The sequence below is a fragment of the Achromobacter kerstersii genome, from assembly GCF_902859595.1.
GTDB lineage: Bacteria > Pseudomonadota > Gammaproteobacteria > Burkholderiales > Burkholderiaceae_B > Achromobacter > Achromobacter kerstersii.
In genome coordinates this window covers 19,109-38,688 of record NZ_CADIJQ010000016.1, presented here as the reverse complement: position 1 = coordinate 38,688, position 19,580 = coordinate 19,109, and the positions used below count along the sequence as shown (strand labels likewise).

The 19,580-nt window shown below is 65.6% G+C and carries 19 protein-coding genes; 9 read left to right on the top strand and 10 right to left on the bottom strand.

The window, feature by feature from the left end:
• Positions 1-124: 124 nt before the first annotated feature.
• A complete protein-coding gene (locus HV765_RS29445) occupies positions 125-667 on the top strand; it encodes an antibiotic biosynthesis monooxygenase (protein WP_054426598.1) in 543 nt (180 codons plus the stop codon).
• A 75-nt stretch (positions 668-742) separates the two neighbouring features.
• On the opposite strand, the gene HV765_RS29440 is transcribed toward HV765_RS29445, so the two are convergent.
• The 6 genes from HV765_RS29440 to HV765_RS29415 all read right to left on the bottom strand — a co-directional run bounded on the left by HV765_RS29440 (position 743) and on the right by HV765_RS29415 (position 5,859).
• Complete coding sequence (locus HV765_RS29440) at positions 743-1,450, bottom strand: GntR family transcriptional regulator (protein WP_054426597.1); 708 nt, start codon at positions 1,448-1,450, stop codon at positions 743-745.
• 54 nt (positions 1,451-1,504) lie between these two features.
• On the bottom strand, positions 1,505-2,893 hold the full coding sequence (locus HV765_RS29435; protein WP_175171780.1) for an AtzE family amidohydrolase: 1,389 nt from the start codon (positions 2,891-2,893) through the stop codon (positions 1,505-1,507).
• Complete coding sequence (locus HV765_RS29430; RefSeq protein ID WP_054426595.1) at positions 2,890-3,072, bottom strand: DUF4089 domain-containing protein; 183 nt, start codon at positions 3,070-3,072, stop codon at positions 2,890-2,892. Before HV765_RS29430 ends, HV765_RS29435 begins: the two co-directional genes overlap by 4 nt.
• Before the next feature lie 57 nt (positions 3,073-3,129).
• Positions 3,130-3,951, bottom strand: coding sequence for an ABC transporter ATP-binding protein (locus HV765_RS29425; RefSeq protein WP_054426594.1), 822 nt, complete (start codon positions 3,949-3,951; stop codon positions 3,130-3,132).
• On the bottom strand, positions 3,952-4,758 hold the full coding sequence (locus HV765_RS29420) for an ABC transporter permease (RefSeq protein WP_054426593.1): 807 nt from the start codon (positions 4,756-4,758) through the stop codon (positions 3,952-3,954).
• 93 nt (positions 4,759-4,851) lie between these two features.
• Positions 4,852-5,859 carry an ABC transporter substrate-binding protein gene (locus tag HV765_RS29415; protein WP_175171778.1) on the bottom strand — a complete coding sequence of 336 codons (1,008 nt, stop codon included), beginning with the start codon at positions 5,857-5,859 and terminating at the stop codon, positions 4,852-4,854.
• 363 nt (positions 5,860-6,222) lie between these two features.
• Here HV765_RS29415 and HV765_RS29410 point away from each other — a divergent pair, with 363 nt between their 5' ends.
• The 3 genes from HV765_RS29410 (at position 6,223) to HV765_RS29400 (ending at position 9,282) form a co-directional block, all read left to right on the top strand.
• A complete protein-coding gene (locus HV765_RS29410) occupies positions 6,223-7,134 on the top strand; it encodes a LysR family transcriptional regulator (protein ID WP_175171777.1) in 912 nt (303 codons plus the stop codon).
• 125 nt (positions 7,135-7,259) lie between these two features.
• Positions 7,260-7,931, top strand: coding sequence for a DUF4286 family protein (locus HV765_RS29405; RefSeq protein ID WP_175171775.1), 672 nt, complete (start codon positions 7,260-7,262; stop codon positions 7,929-7,931).
• Between the two features lie 28 nt (positions 7,932-7,959).
• Positions 7,960-9,282, top strand: coding sequence for an MFS transporter (locus HV765_RS29400; RefSeq protein WP_175171773.1), 1,323 nt, complete (start codon positions 7,960-7,962; stop codon positions 9,280-9,282).
• Positions 9,283-9,365: 83 nt separating this feature from the next.
• On the opposite strand, the gene HV765_RS29395 is transcribed toward HV765_RS29400, so the two are convergent.
• The 4 genes from HV765_RS29395 to HV765_RS29380 form a co-directional block, all read right to left on the bottom strand.
• Positions 9,366-10,355, bottom strand: coding sequence for a D-2-hydroxyacid dehydrogenase (locus HV765_RS29395; protein WP_175171771.1), 990 nt, complete (start codon positions 10,353-10,355; stop codon positions 9,366-9,368).
• 25 nt (positions 10,356-10,380) lie between these two features.
• On the bottom strand, positions 10,381-11,340 hold the full coding sequence (locus HV765_RS29390) for a Bug family tripartite tricarboxylate transporter substrate binding protein (RefSeq protein ID WP_054426587.1): 960 nt from the start codon (positions 11,338-11,340) through the stop codon (positions 10,381-10,383).
• A gap of 125 nt (positions 11,341-11,465) precedes the next feature.
• Entirely contained in the window at positions 11,466-12,266 is an 801-nt protein-coding gene (locus HV765_RS29385; RefSeq protein WP_175171769.1) for a class II aldolase/adducin family protein, read from the bottom strand.
• Positions 12,267-12,373: 107 nt separating this feature from the next.
• Positions 12,374-13,300, bottom strand: a complete 927-nt coding sequence (locus HV765_RS29380) for a LysR family transcriptional regulator (protein WP_175171768.1) — start codon at positions 13,298-13,300, stop codon at positions 12,374-12,376.
• Positions 13,301-13,512: 212 nt separating this feature from the next.
• On the opposite strand from HV765_RS29380, the gene HV765_RS29375 reads away from it, so the two are divergent.
• From HV765_RS29375 to HV765_RS29355, 5 genes are all read left to right on the top strand, one after another.
• Positions 13,513-14,811 (top strand): imelysin family protein, encoded by a 1,299-nt coding sequence (locus tag HV765_RS29375; protein WP_054426585.1) that lies wholly within the window; start codon positions 13,513-13,515, stop codon positions 14,809-14,811.
• Positions 14,808-16,325, top strand: a complete 1,518-nt coding sequence (locus tag HV765_RS29370; protein ID WP_054426584.1) for a di-heme oxidoreductase family protein — start codon at positions 14,808-14,810, stop codon at positions 16,323-16,325. Before HV765_RS29375 ends, HV765_RS29370 begins: the two co-directional genes overlap by 4 nt.
• Positions 16,325-17,413, top strand: coding sequence for an imelysin family protein (locus tag HV765_RS29365; RefSeq protein ID WP_175171767.1), 1,089 nt, complete (start codon positions 16,325-16,327; stop codon positions 17,411-17,413). The genes HV765_RS29370 and HV765_RS29365 overlap by 1 nt, the downstream gene beginning before the upstream one ends.
• A complete protein-coding gene (locus HV765_RS29360) occupies positions 17,403-18,515 on the top strand; it encodes a DUF1513 domain-containing protein (RefSeq protein WP_054426582.1) in 1,113 nt (370 codons plus the stop codon). The genes HV765_RS29365 and HV765_RS29360 overlap by 11 nt, the downstream gene beginning before the upstream one ends.
• A gap of 122 nt (positions 18,516-18,637) precedes the next feature.
• Positions 18,638-19,498 (top strand): mechanosensitive ion channel family protein, encoded by an 861-nt coding sequence (locus HV765_RS29355; RefSeq protein ID WP_054426581.1) that lies wholly within the window; start codon positions 18,638-18,640, stop codon positions 19,496-19,498.
• The last annotated feature ends 82 nt before the right edge of the window (positions 19,499-19,580 follow it).

Below are 19,580 nucleotides of genomic sequence, written 5' to 3'. Positions count from 1 at the left end.
AGCGATGCCGAATACCTGGCACGCAGCTTGCTAGGGTTACTACTGCATTCGCACTGCATTCAGATTGCATTTGCGCTGCACCGCACGACATAACAAGCTACACCCGCTGCCCAGGAGTTCCATCATGTCCAGTTCCGCTGTTTCCGCCCCGGTCACCATGCTGGTCACCCGCCATATTGCGCCTGAACGCTATAGCGATTTTCTGTCCTGGATGCGCCAGGGCGAAATTCTGGCGGCGGGCTTTCCCGGCTTTCTGGGCTCGGGCGTGCTGCAACCGCCCGAAGGCGGCGACCAATATCAGATCGTGCTGCGCTTCACGGATGAGGCGAGCCTGAACCGTTGGGAAAAGTCGCTGCCGCGGCGCATGTGGCTCGAACGCGGCGCGAAGCTGGTACGCGCCAGCCATGAACGCAAGGTCAGCGGCACGGACAGCTGGTTCGCGCCCACCGCCGCCAGCGCGCCGCCGCGCTGGAAGCAAGCCGTCAGCATCTGGCTGGCTTACTTTCCGGTGCTGCTGGTGTTCTCGATTCTGGTCAGCGAGCACTTGAGCATCCTGCCGGTGTTCTGGCGCGTGCTGATCACAAGCGTGATCCTGACGCCGATCATGGTGTTCATCTGCATCCCCGTCATCTCGCGCGTGCTGCAACGCTGGCTGCGCGCGGGGTGATGCGGGGCGTTATGCGGCGAAACACTCAGCGTGCTGCGCGCGTTATGCGGCGAAACACGCAGCGTGCTCCGCGCGTCATGCCGCCTTCGCATGGCGCGTGGAATACAGCCGGTGCAAGGTGATCTTGCGCACGGCGTTCTGACTGTCCTGGATATGCGCTTGCAGCAGCGGCACGGCGCTGGCCGCATCGCGAGCCAGCACGGCGCGCAGAATCGCGCCGTGTTCCTCATATGTCTTGTGGATGCGGTCCTGCTGCGTGAAGTCCAGCCTGCGCACAATGCGGATACGTTCCGTGGCCGCGCGATGCACGCGCGAGATTTCGGGGTTGCCGGCCGCCGCCACCAGGTCGATATGGAAGCGTTCGTCCAGGTCGGCCAGCCATTCGCCGTCGCTCGAATGGCCGCTTTCATCGACCAGCCAGACGTCCGCCAGCGATTGCAGCGCGCGTAGCGGGTCTGGCCCCTGGCCGGGCGCGCACAACGCGTGCACCGCGGCGGTTTCCAGCACGCTGCGTAGTTCGTAGAAGTGGTCCAGCGTGTTGAAGTCCAGGGGCTTCACCAGCCAGCCGTTGCGCTGGCGCACTTCCAGATAGCCTTCGCGCTCGAGCCGGAACAAGGCTTCGCGAACCGGCGTGCGGCTGACCTGCAAGCGGTCGGCGATTTCGGTTTCGGTGAAGCGGTCGCCCGGCGCCAGCCGGAAATCAAGGATGTCGCGTTTCAGCGCGCTATAGGCCGAATCGGCCAGGGTGCGCGGCATGTCGATGGCGGCGAAAGCGGTTTCCATTGCGTGGCCTTGGGTGCGAATCGAGCGTGAGAACGTGGCGAAGGGGCTGATCGGTCAGACGGGCCGCACGCGTGCGGCGCCGGCTTGTTCCAGCGCATAGGCGGCGCTCAGGCAATCGGCCTCGCGCCAGGGCGCGCCGATCAGTTGCACGCCCAACGGCAAGTGGCCGTCCTGTTCCGTTTCCGGCCAGGTGGGCGCGGTGCAGACAGGCAGGCCGATGCACGAGATGGGCTGCGTCAACAAGCCCATGCTGGCGCGCGCGGGCAGTTCCTTGCCGGCCAGCGTCAGCCAGTCGGTGCCGATGGGCGTGGCCGACACGGGTGTGGCAGGCGCGATCAGTACGTCGTACTGGTCGAACAGCGCCAGCGCCTCGCGGTAGACGCGGTGGCGGATGCGTTGCGCCTGCTGCACCCAGGCCGCAGGCACCAGGCTGCCAGCCACCAGGCGGTCGCGCGAATTGGGTTCGTAGTCGTCGTAATGCGTGATGAGTTTGCCGCGATGCAAGGCGCCGCCTTCGGCTGCCGTGATGATGAACGCGGCGGCGCGGGCTTGCGTGGCGCCGGGCAGTTCGACGATGGCGGTGGCGTCCAATGCACGCGCGGCGATCTCGACGGCGCGGCGGGCTTGCGGGCCGGCCCAGTCATGGAAGTAGCCGCCCAGCACCGCCACGCGCAGCTTGCGCGCGCCGTGGGCAAGCGTCGGCAGCACGGGCTCAGCCGCGCGTTGCGCGCACGCGGCGTCATCCGCGTCCGGCCCTTGCAGTGCGTCATAGGCGGCGGCCAGGTCGCTGGCGCTGGCCGCGAAGGGACCCAGATGATCCAGGCTGCCCACAAAGGGAAACGACCCCGTGCGCGGCAGGCGGCCATACGTGGGCTTCAGGCCGAAGATGCCGCACAGCGACGCCGGCACGCGGATGGAGCCATTGGTATCCGACCCCAGCGTCAGCGGCACCAGTCCGCCCGCGACGGCCGCCGCGCTGCCGCCGGACGATCCGCCCGCTATGCGGGTCACGTCATGCGGGTTGTGGCAGGCGCCGTAGTGTGAGTTTTCCGTGGTGAAGCCGTAGGCGTGCTCGTCCATGTTCAGCGCGCCGATCAGCACGGCGCCCGCATCGCGCAGACGCGTGACCAGGCGGGCATCGTGCCGGGCAGGGGGATTGGACGCGTTGACCTTCCCGCCCGCCAGTGTCACTTCGCCGGCGATGTCGAACAGATTCTTGACGGCGTACGGCACGCCCGCCAGCGGCGGCAAGGCCTCGCCGCGAGCGCGGCGCGCGTCGATGGCGGCGGCTTCCTGGCGCGCGCGGGTTTCGGTGACCAGCGTGAAGCTGTTGTAGTGGGGATCGCGCGCGCGCACGCCGGCCAGCGTGGCGTCCAGCACCGCAACGGCGGTGCGTTCGCCGCTGGCGACCTGGCGGGCGATGTCGATGGCGGGGCCGCTCACGGACGGAACACCGAAGCCGATTCCAGTTCCACCGGCAGCGGCTCGTCAACGAAGCTGGCCGCAATGTCGTGGATGCGCGAGAACTGCTGCACGACTTCCGCCGTGGTGGATTCGCGCAGCGCGTAGCCCGATAACGCCAAGGCGCTACGCACGTATTGATCGATGGTTTCCTGGGTCATGGCGGATGCTCCCGATAGACTGGATGGTTGCTGCTGGGGGTTAAAGCGTACTCAAAATCACTTGCGCACTTCGCGCTGGAAGATCTCCAGGCTCAGTTTCTTCATCTGGATGAAGCTGGGTTCCGACAAGGTTTCCACGGTGCGGGGGCGGGCGTCGGTGTAGTCCAGAATCTCGGCCACGCGCGTGGGCCGCTTGGTCAAGAGCAGCACCTGGTCCGCCAGGTACACGGCCTCTTCCAGGTCGTGCGACACCAGCAGCATGGTCGTGCCCGTCTGCAAGAACACTTCTTGCAGTTTTTCGCGGATGAACAGCGTCATCTCGAAGTCCAGCGCCGAGAACGGCTCGTCCAGGAACAGCACTTCGGGGCCGGGGGCCAGCGCCCGCATGATGGACGCCGTCTGCTGCTGCCCGCCCGACAATTCATAGGGATACCGCTTCAGGTCGAACTTGACGTCAAACGACGCCACCAGCTCTTCCACGCGCGCATCCACTTCGGCCTTGCTGCGGCCTTCCAGACGCAGCGGGTACGCGATGTTGTCGATGGTGCGCAGCCACGGGAACATGGCCTCGCGATAGTTCTGGAACACGTAGCCGATCTTCGTCTGCGCCAGCGACTTGCCGTCGAACAGGATCTCGCCTGCGTCGATGGGAATCAGCCCCGCGATCATGTTGATCAGCGTGGATTTTCCGCAGCCGTTGGGGCCGAACACCGAGACGATCTTGCCCTTGGGGATGTCCAGGTTGAAGTCTTCATACAGCGGCCAGCCCGCGAAATACTTGGTCAGGCCGCGGATGGTGATGTGCGTGCCCAGCGGGCCGGGCGCAAAGGGCGCGGCGGCAGGGCCGGGGGCGATGATGGGGTTGATGACGGTGGACATTTATCGGCCGCTCCAATGGACCACGCGCTTTTCCAGCACAAGAAAAAGGATGTTCAGCACATAGCCCAAGGCGCCCGCAGCCAAGATGGCCGCGTACATCTCGCGCACGTTCAACACCTGCTGGGCATTGATGATGCGATTGCCCAGGCCGCTGTCGGACCCGATGAACATCTCGGCCACGATCACGATCACCAGCGCCATCGACACCCCGCTGCGCAGGCCCACGAACGTGGGTTGCAGGCTTTCCCAGATCAGCACGTCTTTGAAGATCTGCCAACGCGAGGCGCCCATCACCCGCGCCGCCATCACGCGCTGCTTGCGCGCATTGATGACGCCATAGGCGCTGTTGAACAGAATCACCAGCACGGCCGCAAACGCGGCGATGGCGATCTTGTTCATGTCGGTCACGCCGAAGATCATCAGGAACAACGGGATCAGCGCAGACGACGGTGTCGAGCGGAAAAAGTCCACCAGGAACTCCACGCTGCGATACGCCTTTTCATTGCTGCCCAACAGCACGCCCAGCGGCACGCCAATCACGCCGGCAATCACAAACGCCTGCAACGTGCGGTTCAAGGACGCCAGGAAGTCCCACAGCAGCGGGCCGCCCGCCAGGCCCTTGACCAGCGCGACGATGGTGGCGCTGGGCGTGGGCAGCAGCACGGGGCTGACGAGTTGCAGGCGCACCACCAGGTCCCACACGATGAACAGCGCCAGGGGGCCGATCAGCGGCAGAAACCGCGTCCCGTTGAATTTGCGAGGCGGCTGCTTGGCGGGCGCAGCGCTCGTGGCGGAGGGGGATGTCATGGCGCTCGATGCCTTCGTTGGTGCGACGGCCACGGCCACGGTGCTTCCCGTTGCCGCTGCCGCTGCGGAAGTTGCGGTCGTTGCTGGCATGGGTCAGCCCTTATAAAGCATGCTCGACACGTCGACCTTTTGCGCGAAGATGCCCTTGTCGGTGAACAGGTCGAAGAATTTCTGGAAGTACTGGATGTCGCTTGCCGTGAACTCGTTGTAGAGCGTGTAGGCGGCCAGCGGCACTTCTTCGGTCATGGGGCCTTCGATGGCGGTGTAGCCCTTCATGAAGGGGCGCGCCTCGGCCGGCTTGGTGCGGATCAGTTCGATGCCGCGCGCGTAGGCGGCGATGAATTTCTTGCTTTCCTCGGGGTGCTTCTTCAGGAAGGCGGTGGTCAGCGAGGCCGACCCGCCGAACCACGGCGCCATCGGATCGCCCAATACATACTTGGCGATGACGCCCGTTTCCAGCACGCGCGTGGTGCCGTTCAAGCGGCCCACCGTGCCCGTGGGCTCCAGCGTGTAGCACGCATCCAACTGGCCGGCGGCAACCGCGGCGACGTGCTGGCTGATTGCCAACTCGACCACGGTTGCCCCGGTTGCGCCGGCGCGCTCCAGTACTGCTTTGGCCAGCGTGGCGTTCTGGATGCCGGGTCCAGATCCGACCTTTTTCCCCTTGAGGTCTGCTATGGATTTGATGGGACTGTCTTTCGCGACGATGAACTCATCCAGCACGTTCTTGGCGTTGCTGGGGTTGGACGCAAAAATCTTGAACAAGCCGGGCGACGCGATTTCGCCAATGGCCAGGTTGGCCGAGCCCGTGCCGTTGGCGCTGCCGTCTGCGCGGCCCGCCAGCATGGCTTCCATGACCTGCTGCGCGCCGGCGAACTTCAGCGGTTCGACGTTCAGGCCCGCTTCCTTGAAATAGCCTTTCTCAACCGCGGCGTAGAACGGCAGGCCGGCGGCAACCGGCCAGAAGCCGATGCGGATCACCGGGCCCGATTGCGCACGCACCAGCGCGGGAGCGGCCAGCGTCGCGGCGCCCATTGCGGCCCCTTGAATCAGGCGGCGGCGGGTGGCGTTGAAAGCGAAGGACGCATTGCGGTTGATCATGAGGGCTCCTGAAGGGCGCGGGGTGAGTTCTGGGTTGCAGTGATCGGTTGCCTGTCTTGTAGACAAGCTTGCATACCAGTCATCAAGCAAAACGCGTGCCAGGTTTGCGCAAGCCGGCTCCGCCCTGGGGCGCGGGGGCGCGGGGCATCGGGCTGGTGCCTTGCGCGCGCCACATTGGTGCATGCCGCACCATAGAAGGGGACATAACGCGGCGGCAGTCCGCCAGAAGCAACCGCTAGCGCCTTCCAGGCCGGAGCAGCCACGGCGCAGCGGCCTGGAAGGCGGTAGCATGGTCGCCATGCCGTGGCCCGCCGTCGCGGAGCTTGCAAAAGAGTTGAGCGCCGTCACGCGGCGCCATGGATCATGAATACGCGTTTCGTCGAAGCCTTTCTCTGGTCGGCGCGCCTGGGCAGTTTCCGGGCCGCCAGCGACCGTCTCCACATCACCCAGGCCGCCGTGGCCAATCGCATTGCCTCGCTGGAAGAAGATATCGGCGCGCGGCTGTTCGAGCGCGACGCCAAGGAATTGCGCCTGACAGCCGTGGGCACGCGGCTGCTGGACTACGGCGAACGGCTGCTGGAAATCCGCCAGCAGATCCTGTCGCTGGGCAAGCGCGGCGACGAAGTGTTCGGCCTGGTCCGCATTGGCGCGATCGAAACCGTGGTGCACACGTGGCTGATCGGTTTCCTGACGAACCTGAAGTCCACCTATCCCGGCATCGAGGTGCAGCTGACATCCGAAACCACGCGCGCACTGCATCGCGGTTTGCGCGAAGGCACGCTGGACATCGCCCTGCAAACCGATTTGCTCAGCGACACGGGCATCATCAGCACCGCCTGCCTGCCGATGGAAATGGGCTGGGTGGGGCCGGCGGGCGACGAGCCATCGCTGACCGTGCAGCAACTGCTGAGCGAGCCGGTGTTGACGATGAGCCCGGGTTCGCAACCGCATGAGGCCTTGAAGGCGCTGTATCGCGAAGCGGGCATGCCGCAAGGCAAGGTGCACTGCGTGAGCTCGATGTCGGCGTTGGCGCGGCTGGTGAAAAGCGGCTTTGGCCGGGCACTGGTGCCGCTGCCGCCCATGTATGAATACGTGGCGCGCGGCGAAGTGCAGGTCATCCGCAGTGACGTGCCCGTGCCGCCGCAACTGCTGGTGGTGAGCTATCTGGAAAGCGCCGGGTCGGACGCCATCCGGCTGGTGGCGGAGCTGGCCAGCCGCGCGTCTGACCAGTTCACGACATCGGTGGTGGCGCCGCGTTTCGGGTCTGCGCAATAGTGTTATCCCTAGGGTGGCGCTCAGTAATTCTGTTGCCGTGAGGAAGAATTACTCGTTTGTCGCCGCCCCGCCTGGCGGACGAAGATTGGGCCTTCCGAAATTGTTGGAACCCTGGTCTTCCGCTTATGAGCTATTCCGCCGCCTCTGCCTCGCTTCCCAATGGCCTGCTGTTCGTCGCTTCTGACGTGGCCGCCGCCGACGAACCCGATTTCAACCGCTGGTACGACCGCGAACACGTGGAAGAACGCGTGCGCATTCCCGGCTTTCTGTCTGGCGCACGCTATGTGTCGCGCCACGGCGGGCGCAAGTACCTGGGCCTGTACCGCACCGAATCGCTGGGCGCCTTCACCACCGCCGACTACCGCGCCGCGTTCGAACGCCAGACGCCGTGGTCGGTGGCCAACCTGGACCGCATGCGCGACCCGATGCGCCGCGTGTGCGCGGTCGAAGCCGTCATCGGCGCGGGCAGCGGCAGCCAACTGGTGGTGCTGCCCTTGCCGATGAAGGATACCGCCGAAGCCTTGATCGTGCAGGCGCGCGAGCTGGGCCTGATGTTGTCAGGCGCGGATGGCTTCGTGCAGTCGTACCTGCTGGTGCCTGACCCGGTGCTCAGCACGCCGCTGCCGCGTGAATCCACCGAGCAGCGCCAGCTGGCGCCGATCTTCATCGTGGAAGCCAGCACCGAAGCGGGCGCATTGGCCTTGCGTGACCAGGCCGCCGCCGCCTTCAAGACCGACGCGTCCCAAGCCTGGCTGCTTGAGCTGGGCTGGAAGCTGAACGCGTCCGATCTGCGCTAACACTGAATCACAAAACAAGGGGAACCTCATGGCTGAACACACCTTGCCCGCGGCGTCGGCCGCGGCCGACACCGCCGGTGCGCCCAACAAGATGCGCCGGCTGGCAATGGCCAGCTCGGTCGGCACCACACTGGAGTGGTACGACTTCACCATCTACAACCTGATGGCGGCGCTGGTCTTCAACTCGATCTTCTTCCCGTCGTTCGATCCGCTGACGGGCACCATCCTGGCCTTCTCGACGTACGCGGTGGGCTATGTGTCGCGGCCGCTGGGCGGCTTCGTCTTCGGCCATCTGGGCGACCGCCTGGGCCGCAAGTTCGTGCTGGTTGCCACCCTGGTCATCATGGGCATTTCGACCGGGCTGATGGGGCTGCTGCCCACCTATGCCTCGTGGGGCGTCTGGGCGCCAGTGGCGCTGGTGGCGTTGCGCTTCGTGCAGGGCGTGGCCTTGGGCGGCGAATGGGCGGGCGCGGTGCTGTTGTCGATGGAACATGGCAAGCCGCACCAACGTGGCCGCAACGCCTCGTTCACGCAGGTTGGGCCGTCGTGCGGCACGCTGATCGGCACGGGCTTCATCGCCATCGTCACCGCATTTCTCAGCGCGGAAGATTTTCAGTCGTGGGGCTGGCGCGTGCCGTTCGTCTCCAGCGTGGCGCTGGTGATGTTCGGCTTGTGGCTGCGCCGCGGCGTCGAAGAAACGCCGGTGTTTCGGGAGATGGAAGAAAAGCGGGAAACCGCCAGCACGCCCATCAAGGAAGTGCTGGGCCAGCACTGGCGCCAGTTGCTGATCGCGGGCGGTTCGCGCATTGGCTCCGACGTCTTGTATGCGCTGGTGGTCGTTTTCACGTTGACCTACGTGACGACGGTGCTGCACTTGTCGCGGCCCATGGCGCTGACGGCGACGATGCTGGGCGCGGCGCTCAACGCCATCGCGGTGCCGCTGTGCGGCGCGCTGTCCGACAAGATCGGCCGCCGTCCGGTGTATCTGTTGGGCGCGGTGCTGGGCATGATCTGGGCGTTCGTGTTCTTTGTGCTGATGGACACGGCGCACCCCATCGCCATTTGCGCGGCGGTGGTGGTGGGCCTGTTGATTCACGCTCTGATGTACGGCCCGCAAGCCGCATTCATCACCGAACAGTTCCCGGGCCGGGTGCGCTACGCCGGGTCGTCGTTGGCGTACACGCTGGCGGGCATTGTGGGCGGCGGGTTTGCGCCGCTGATCATCGCCAGCCTGTACAAGTCGTGGAATTCAACGCTGGCTATTTCGCTGTACGTGGCGGCTGCGTTGGCCGTGACGGCGGTGGCGCTGCTGGCGGCGAAGGAAACGGCCAAGGCGCCGTTGCAACGCTGATCGCCGCGACGCAAACAGCAAAAAGCCCGGACGTTGGTCCGGGCTTTTTTGCTTCGAGCGGCGTCAGCTGAAGTTTGCCGATGTCAGCCGATCAGGGGATTGATCAGCGGTTCACCTTGCGCCCAGCGGCGCAGATTATTCAGGAACAATTCGCGCACTCGCGCCGCGTTGCCGTCCGAGAAGCCCGCGCTGTGCGGCGTGACGATGACATTGTCCAGCCCCCATAGCGGGGAGTCCGGTGGCAGCGGTTCCTGCTGGAACACGTCCAGAAACGCGCCGCCCAGACGGCCATGGGCAAGCGCATCGATCAGCGCGGGCTCGTCGATGACATGGCCGCGCGCCACGTTGACCACCATGGCGTGGGCGGGCAGGGCGGCCAGGGCGTCGCGGCTGACGAGTTCGCGCGTGGCCGGTGTCAACGGGCATGCCAGCACCAGCCAGTCGGCATCATGAAGCAGGCCCGGCAGGTCGCCATAGGCCGCCGTGCGGCGCGCTTGTGGCACAGCGGTAGCCGAATGCCGGACGACGGTCAGCGTCAACCCCAGCGCCATCAGCAGCGCGCCGATGCGCTGCCCGATGCCGCCCCAGCCGACCAGCACCGCATGCTGGCCAGACAGGTCGCGCGGCGTGCGGGCGCCCAGCAGCGGACGCCAGGCACGGTCACGCTGGTCAGCCGCCAGCAGCGGAAACCGGCGCGCCAGCGCCAGCACGCCGCCGATGGCGGTTTGCGCCACGACGGCATCCGTGGCGCCTTGGGACGTGGTGATGGTGACGCCGCGCGCATGCAGGCTTTGATAGATCTCGCGGTCGGCGCCCGCCGAATGCACATGCACCCAGCGCAGCGCCGGCGCGTGGCGCATCGCCTCGTAGTAGCGCGCCGTGTCGGGCGTGATGCTGAACTTGGTGGATGCGCCCGTGATGTCGCGCGACACAAAGGCCACTTGCGCATCGCAGGCTTGTCCGGGCTCGGGATGGCGCAGGGTATAGCGCCGGCCATCATGGGGCAGCGCCTGCCGCAGCGTGTCAGCGGCGGCGGGCGAGCAGAGGATGCGGATGTCGTCGTGTTGCGTCATTAGGGTTAACTGCCCGCGGCGGGCTTCAGTTGGGATTGGGTTGGAACTTGCGCACCAGCGCGGCCCATTTGTCGTGTTCGCTGCGAATGAACGTCGAGAACTGCGCGGGCGTGCCGCCAACCGGTTCCGCGCCTTCGTGCAGCATCTGCGATTTCAGCGAGGGCAGGGCGGCATTCACTTCGCGGTTGATCACGTCCACCACGGCGGGCGGCGTGCCTTTGGGGCCGAAGAAGCCAAACCACGAGCCCGCATCAAAGCCCGGATAGCCGGACTCGGCGATGGTGGGCAGCTCGGGCAGCGTTGCCGACCGTTGCAGGGTGCTGACGGCCAGCGGGCGCAGCTTGCCCGCGCGAATTTGCCCGATCACGGATGGGATGGTCGCAAACATGAAATCGATGCGCCCGGCCAGCAGGTCGTTGACCGCGTCGGCGCCTTTGTACGGCACATGCGTGGCTTGCACGCCCAGCTCATCCATCAGCATGTAGCTGGACAGATGCGACGACGTGCCCACGCCGGTCGAGCTGTAGTTCAGGTGCTTCGCCGTTTTCACGTACGCCAGAAAACTCTTGATGTCCTTCGCGGGGGACGACGGCGGCACGACCAGCACGTTTGGTACGGTGGCGATTTGCACCATGGGCACCAGATCGGTCAGCGGGTCGAACGACAGCTTGGCCAGCGACGCGTTAACCGCAATGGGGCCGACGGAATTCACGATCAAGGTGTGCCCGTCGGGCGCGGCGCGCACCACATATTCCGTGCCGATGTTGCCGCCCGCGCCGGGCTTGTTTTCTACGACGAAGGGCTGATCGAGCTTCTTCGCCAGCGCATTGGACATGCTGCGCGTTAGCGTGTCGGTGGTGCCGCCGGCGGTGAACGCCACGATCACTTTGACGGGCTTGTCGGGATAGTCCGCCGCCATCGCGGGCGGTACGGTACAGGCGCAGGCCGCCGCTGCGGCGGCGAGCAGGGCTCGGGCAGTGTTCATTGTTGTCTCCGTTCGTGGTTGTCGTTTGGGCTTGCGAGCGCCGTGCCGCCACGTCGGCCGGCGCTTTGGAGTTCAGTCCCCGGGTTTCAGTCCGGGGTTTCAGTCCGACACTTCAGTCCGACACTTCAGTCCCGGAACCCGGGGTCCATGCGGTCCAGTTTGCGCAGCAGGGCCGGCCACTCCATGACGCCGTACGGGCGCCGGGTGCCGGGCTGGTAGTTGTTCCAGGTTTCTTCCAGCACGGCTGGGCTGACCTGCCGCAACGGCGAGCCGGTGGCCATGGCGGCCAGCTGGGCGCGGCAGGCAAGCTCAAGCCGGTGCATCCAGTTGAAAGCCTCGCCCACGGTGCGGCCCACGGTCAGCGCGCCGTGGTTGCGCAGGATCAGCGCTTCGCCCTGGCCAAGATCCTTCAACAGCGATTCCTGCTCTTGCAGGTCCAGCACCACGCCTTGGTAATCGTGATACCCAATCTTCAGAAAGCGCATGGCCGTCTGCGTGAGCGGCAGCAAGCCGCAATCCAGCGACGCCACCGCCATCGACGCCCAGCTGTGCGTGTGGATCACGCAATCGACCTCATGGCGCGCCGCGTGCACCGCGCTGTGAATCACATAGCCGGCTTTGTTGATGCCGTAGTCCATGTCGCCGAAATCGGGTTTGGCCAGGATGGTGCCGTCCAGGTCCACCTTGATCAGGCTGGACGCCGTGATCTCTTCGTACATCATGCCGTAGGGGTTGATGAGGAAGGCGTTGTCTTCGCCCGGCACGCGGGCCGAGATGTGGTTGGCCATCATGTCGGCCATGCCGTAGAGCTCAACCAGCCGATAACAGGCGGCAAGGTCGACACGGGCCTGCCATTCCTGGTCGGAACAGTGCGGCCGCATGGAGGGGATGGGTAGCGTGCCCGGGCGTCGGGAGTCAGTCGTCATCAGCGTTCGAGTAGGTCCGCCGCCCCGGCACCATTGCCGCAGCGTTCACGAATGCAATGTATCCGTGGGACTTCCCCGGGCCTAGCCATGCGCCCGGCATGGGGGCATCACGAATCGAGAAGGGTGGCGCCCGGCCAGCCGCCGTGGCGCACTTGCGCGCGCATCACGTCCACCAGCACGACGCGTGCCGCCAGCGCCGCGGGCGATAGTTCTTCATCGTTGATGCAGTAAACGGCGTTGCGGCGGTACAGAAAGGGGTCGTTGATGGGGTGCATGTTCAGCAGCCCGGCCTCGGCCCGCGCCACGGCGGCGCCCGGCTGGATGGTGGCGATGGCGTTGGCCTGCACCAGGTCCATCAAGGTCGTCAGGCCATCCACTTCGACGGCCACCCAGGGCTCGATGCCGGCGCGTTCGAAGGCGGCTTCCACCCAGGCGCGCAGGCCGTGCGCTTTGCTGGTGACTGCCAGCGGCAGGCTCGCCAGTTCGGCAATGGTGACGGGTTCGCCGTCAGGCAAGGCGAACATGCCGCGCTGCGCCAGCAGGAATAGTTTTTCGTCCAGCACGGGAATGGCGCTGCGCCCCTGGCTGCTGTCATTCTGGAACAGCACCGCCAGATCCAGCCGCCGGTTGCTGAGCTGTTCGCCCAGATTGCCCGACAGCCCTTCGACCAGATGCAGCCGCACGTTGGGATAGCGTTCAGCCATGGCCGCATAGAACGGCTTGGCCAGCACCGATGCCGTGGTGGGGGCGAAACCCACGCTGACCATGCCGGACAAACGCGCCTCGCGCGCCGCCGCCACGGCGTTTTCCGCGTGCCGCAACGTCAAGCGGGCTTGCCGCAAAAAGGCGGTGCCGGCAGCCGTGGGCACCACGCCCGTGTGCGTGCGCATCAGCAACCGCGTCGCCAGCTCGCTTTCCAGGCGGCTGATCTGCTGGCTGAGCGCAGACGCCACCACGCCCAGATCGCGCGCGGCGCGGCCGATGCTGCCAAGTTCAGCGACACGCACGAAGTAGCGGATTTGACGGAGTTCCATGGGCTTCAAAACGGGGACGGCAATAGCGGGATAGTAGCGGGCCAGCCACGGGAGTTGCGCGGAATTGCTCAAGTTTTACGTTCAAAAAAGCGTCAGGTAGCTGACTTATCGCTGAACATCAAACGAAAATTGTTTACACTCTCATCCGCAAATTAAAGTCGTAACGGCCCGCCGCGGGGGTGGTCGCCGTTCGAAGTTACGGGAGAACGTTGATGCGCAAGTTGCTTTTGGGAGCGGTGCTGGCAGCCGCGGTATTCGGGGGAACGGCACACGCCGCAGTGGAACCCAAGGCCGTCGTCGCCACCTATTCGGATCTGGCGCTGGCGGGCTATGAAGACTCGCTGACCGCCGCCAAGACGCTGCGCACCGCCATCAACGCACTGATCGCCAAGCCCAGCCCCGACACGCTGAAAGCCGCCCGCGAAGCCTGGCTCGCCGCTCGCGTGCCGTACCAGCAGACGGAAGCCTACCGCTTTGGCAACCCCATCGTTGACGACTGGGAAGGCCGCGTTAACGCCTGGCCGCTGGACGAAGGCCTGATTGATTATGTGGACGCCTCGTACGGCACCGACAACGACGAGAACGCGTACTACGCCGTCAACGTCATCGCCAATTCCAAGATTTCGGTGGGCGGCAAGACGGTGGATGTCAGCAAGATCACGCCGCAGCTGCTGTCTGAAGTGCTGCACGAAGCCGACGGCAACGAAGCCAACGTGGCAACCGGCTACCACGCCATCGAATTCCTGCTCTGGGGCCAGGACCTGAACGGCACCGGCCCGGCGCCGGCTGACCGCAAGGGCACGCCGCAAGAGCGCCACTCGGGCAACCGCCCGCACACGGATTTCGACACCAAGCAATGCACGGGCGGTCACTGCGAACGCCGCGTTGAATTCCTGAAGGCCGTGACGGATTTGCTGGTCACGGATCTGGAAGAAATGGTGGGCAACTGGAAGAAGGAAGGCGCGGCGCGCAAGGCTGTCGAAGAAGATCCCAAGGCGGGCTTGATCGCCATGCTGACCGGTCTGGGCAGCCTGTCGTACGGCGAGCTGGCCGGTGAACGCATGAAGCTCGGCCTGATGCTGCACGATCCCGAAGAAGAGCACGACTGCTTCTCGGACAACACGCACAACTCGCACTACTACGACCAGATCGGCATCCGCAACGTGTACGTGGGCGCCTACACGCGCATCGACGGCAAGGAAGTCAAGGGCGCCAGCCTGTCGGAATTGGTCAAGGCCAAGGACCCGAAGCTGGATGCTGAAGTGCGCGCCAAGCTGGACGCCACCGTGGCGGCCATGCAAGCCATGAAGACGCGCGCCGAAACCGTCGAAACCTATGACCAGATGATTGCCGACGGCAACAAAGAAGGCAACGCGGTGGTGCAGGCCGCCATCGACCGCCTGGTGGATCAGACCCGCAGCCTGGAGCGCGTGATCACGCTGCTGGACCTGGGCAAGGTCGCCATCGAAGGTTCCGACAGCCTGGATAAACCCGACGCCGTATTCAAGTGAAACTCGTATTAGCCGCCGTACTGGCGGCGTCGGCTCACGCCGGCGCCGCCGCCGCACCTGAAGTGCCAGCCGGGCGTGATGACCTTACGCCCGAAGATCAAAAACGCGTCACCGCCATCACCGCGCCCACGCGCGATTTCTCGAAGGTCGAGACCTTTGAGTCCATGCAGGCGGGTGCTGCGACCACCAACAAGCTCATCAACGCCGATATCTTTTCGCAGCCGTCGGCGAACATGAGCTTCGAGGGGCGCCAGGAATTCCAGGTCGGCAATGGCCTGTTCCGCAAGGACTGGGTGTCGGCGCCTGCCTCCACGCAAGCGTCCGACGGCCTGGGGCCGCTATTTAACGCCCGGTCGTGCCAGGCCTGTCATACCAAGGACGGACGCGGCACGGTGCCGGGTTTCGATCCTTTGGAACGCACGGATGCCGTGGCGCTGCTGCTGCGTCTGGCCGTGCCGCACGGCCCTGACCGGGGGCACCCCAAGCTTGCGGCAGGTGAAATCGCCGAGCTGCCCGAACCTATTTACGGCGTGCAGTTGCAGAACTTTGCGGTGGCGGGCCTGCCGGCCGAAGGCCGCATGGAGATCGAGTACGAACCGATACCCGTGGCGCTAAACGGTGGCGAGACCGCCACGCTGATGAAGCCCACGTACCGCATCGAGAACCTGGGCTATGGCCCGATGCGCGCCGACACGCAGATTTCGCCGCGTCTGGCGCCGCCAATGATCGGCCTGGGCCTGCTGGAATCCATTCACGAAGCCGACATCCTGGCCAACGTGGGCGCCGACACGCGCGATGGCATCAAAGGAAAACCCAACTGGGTGACCGATGCGCGCACCGGCGCGCGCGCGCTGGGCCGCTTCAACCTGAAGGCCGGTCAGCCCACGGTTGAGCAGCAAAGCGCCGCCGCGTTCTCGAACGACATGGGTCTGTCTACGCCGATGTTCCCGAAGCATTCGGGCGACTGCACGCCCGCGCAAAAGCAATGCCTGGACATGCCGCACGGCGCACAGCCGCGCTTCGGCCCGGAAGAAGTCCCGGCGAAGTTGATGGACTTCGTCACCATCTATTCCACCAATCTGGCGGTACCGGCACGGCGCGATGCTGACGACGCGCGGGTGCTGGCGGGCAAGAAGCTGTTCTACGAAGCCAATTGCGTGGCCTGCCATGTGCCCAAGTACGTGACGAGCCGCAACGCCAAGCAGCCCGAGCACCGCTTCCAGTTGATCTGGCCCTACACCGACATGCTGGTGCATGACATGGGCGACGACCTGGCCGATGGCGTGTCTGACGGCCAGGCCAACGGCCGCGAATGGCGCACGCCGCCGCTGTGGGGCATCGGCCTGACCAAGACCGTGAACCCCAACGCCACCTGGCTGCACGACGGGCGCGCCCGCACCTTGCTGGAAGCCGTGCTGTGGCACGGCGGCGCGGGCAAGCCTGCGCGTGACCGCGTGGTGGCGATGACGCCTGACGAACGCGCAGACCTCATTCGTTTCCTGGAGTCGCTGTGATGGCCCGATCCTTCCCGCCTGTGTTCAAACCCGCGTTGGTGGCCGTGCTGCTGACCGCAGCCCCGCTGGCGGCGCAGGCCCAATTGCCCGCCGACCTGGGCGAACGCCTGGCGCGAGATTACGCGCGGCCCGCCGTCAGCAAGATGGTGGATGCCGCGGCGGCGTTGGATGGCGCGTTGGGCAGCTGGTGCGCCAAGCCGGATGCCGCCGGCGCCACGCGTGTTGGTGACGCGTTCACGAATCTGGCGTTGGCGTGGTCCGGCGTCGAGATTCTGCGCTTCGGCCCGCTGGTGCAAGCCAACCGTTTTGAGCGGCTGGCGTTCTGGCCCGACACGCGCGGCGTGATGCCCCGGCAGGTGCAGCAACTGATCGCCGCAAAGGACGACGCGCTGCTCGCGCCGGGGGCGCTTGCCGGCCGCAGCGTGGCGGTGCAGGGCCTGCCCGCGCTGGAATACGTGTTGTATGGCGAACCGGCGCTGCTGAAGAACACGGGCGAACCCACGTTTGCCTACGCTTGCGGCTATGCCCGCGCGGTGACGGCGAACGTCACGGGAATCTCGCGCGATGTGGCGCAGGCCTGGAGCGCCCAAGGCGAATTCGGCCGGCAGTTCGCCAAGCCGCAAGCCGGCAACGACCTGTACCGCGATCCGCAGGAAGTGGCGGCGGAAGCGATGAAGGCGTTGTCCACCGGCCTGCAATTCGCGCGCGACGTGAAGATTCTGCCCGTGCTGGGCGCAACGCCGGATGCGGCGCGCCCCAAGCGCGCGGCGTTCTGGCGCAGTGATTTGTCCACGCGTTTGCTGGCGGCGAACCTGAGCAGCCTGAAGGCGTTCTACCAAGCCGGCGCGTATCCGCTGCCGGTAGGCGGCGACTGGATGGACGTGTCGGTGCAAGGCGAGCTGCAAAGCGCCGCGCAGACCTTGCTGGATGTGCCGGCGCCGCTTGAGGCCGCGCTGAAAGAGGAAGACGGCCGCCGCCAGTTGGAGCTGGCGTCCTTGACCATCAAGAATGCCAAGGCGATCGTCGACCAGGACCTGGCCCCGGCACTGGGCGTCACCATCGGATTCAATGCGCTCGATGGTGATTGACCGCCGCCGCTTTCTGACCTTGGCCGCGGCGCTGGGCTTGTCGCCCGGCGCGGCGCTTGCCGTGTTGCCCGCCGATGGCGGCCCGCTGTACCTGAGCGCGCGCAAGCGCGGCGGGCGCGATGAAGCGGTGTTGCTGGACGACGCGGGCCACGACAAGTTGGTGGTGCCCATGCCCGCGCGCGGGCACAGCTTTGCGATCGACGCATCGAGCCAGCGCGCCGTGGTGTTCGGCCGTCAGCCCGGCTTTTTTGCCGTGGCTTTTTCCTTGCGCGATGGGGGCGAGCCGCAGGCATTGCCCATGCCGGACGAGCGTCATTTCTTCGGCCACGGCGCGTTCATGGAACAGGGGCGGCTGCTGGCCGCCACCGAAAACGATTTTGAAGCGGGGCGCGGCGTGCTGGGCATTTACGATGCCTCGCCGGGCGGCGCGTGGCGGCGGGTGGGCGAGTTCGACACGGGCGGCATCGGCCCGCACGAAGTGGTGCTGATGCCCGACGGCAAGACGCTCTGCGTGGCCAACGGCGGCATCCTGACGCATCCCGATTACGGCAAGCTGGAGCTGAACCTGGACACGATGCGGCCGTCACTGGCCTACATCGATGCGGCCAGCGGGCAGTTGCTGGAAAAGGTGGAGCTTGCCCCTGATCTGCATCGCCTGTCGATCCGGCATCTGGCGCTGGCGGGCGATGGCAGCGTGTGGTTCGGCTGCCAGTACATGGGGCCGGTGGCCGACCGCCCCGCGCTGGTCGGGCGGCATCGGCGCGGCGCGCAACTGGAATTGTTTGAAGGGCCTGCCGAGACGTTGCGCAACATGCGCAACTACGTGGGCTCGGTCACGGTGGATGCGTCGGGCGGCATCGTCGCGACGTCCAGCCCAGTGGGTGGGCAGGTGATCTATTGGGACACGGCCAGCGGCCGGTGCCTGGGCACGACGGCGCTTGCCGACGGCTGCGGCGTGGCGCCTGCGCCCGAGGCGGGCTTTCTGGTCAGCAGCGGTTTGGGCGCCATGCTGCGCACCGATGCCGCCGGCCACGAAACGCCGGTGCTGCCGCCGTCGCGCGAGGTGTCTTGGGACAATCACTTCCGCATCGTTCCCCGCTGACTCCCTCAGTTCGCGCATCGGGCGTATTCTTACAAAGCTTGACATACCAGGGCCGCATTGCGGCCCTTTGCGACTTCTTCATCTGATAGAGTTTTCGGTTGTCATTTTTCGCAGGAGATTCCATGGAAGACGCCTTGAGGGAATTTAACGCCTGGGCTCCCAGGTTCGTGGATATGGGCATCAATTTGTTGGTTGCCCTGCTTATCCTGATCGCGGGTTGGTGGATATCGTCACTGCTGGGCAGTTGGGTTCGACGGGCGTCTACGCGCTCCAGCAAGATCGATCCGACCATCGTGCCGATGTTCTACACCACGGTCGTCTGGGCAGTGCGCATCTTTACGATCATTGCCGTGCTGGCGCGCTTTGGCGTGCAAACGGCCAGCCTGATTGCCGTGCTGGGCGCCGCCGGTCTGGCCGTGGGCCTGGCCTTGCAAGGCACGCTGCAGAACATCGCCGCGGGCATCATGCTGCTGATGCTGCGCCCCATTCGCGCGGGCGAGTACATCGCGCTGAGCTCGGGCGCGGACGGCACGGTGGCCGAAGTGGGCTTGTTCCTGACGCGGTTGGTGCAGGGCGATGGCATCCATCTGACGCTGCCCAACAGCACCGTGTGGAACGCCACCATCACCAACTACAGCCGCAACCCGACGCGTCGTCTGGATATCCCGGTACCGGTGCGCTATGGCGATGACCTGGAACTGGTGTTGACCAAGCTGAAGGAAATCGTGGCGTCGCGTCCCGATGCGCTGAAGGACCCCGAGCCGCAGGTGAAGGTGTTTGAGTACAAGGAAAACGGCGTCATCGTGAACGTGCGCGTGTGGGCCGAAGCGGGCAAGTACTGGGACCTGCGTTGGGGCCTGTACCAGCAGATTCGCACGTCGCTGGAAGCGGCCGGCTTCCAGCCGCCGATCCCGGTGCGCGAAATTCAAAACCCCAAGGTGGCAGGCAAGGCCGATGCGGCCTCGGGTGGGGCGGCAACCTGATCCTTGCAGGTATCGCCTATCGCCAACAAGACAACGGGCGCCCTTATTCGGGCGCCCGTTGTCTTATGTTCGCTGCTTATGT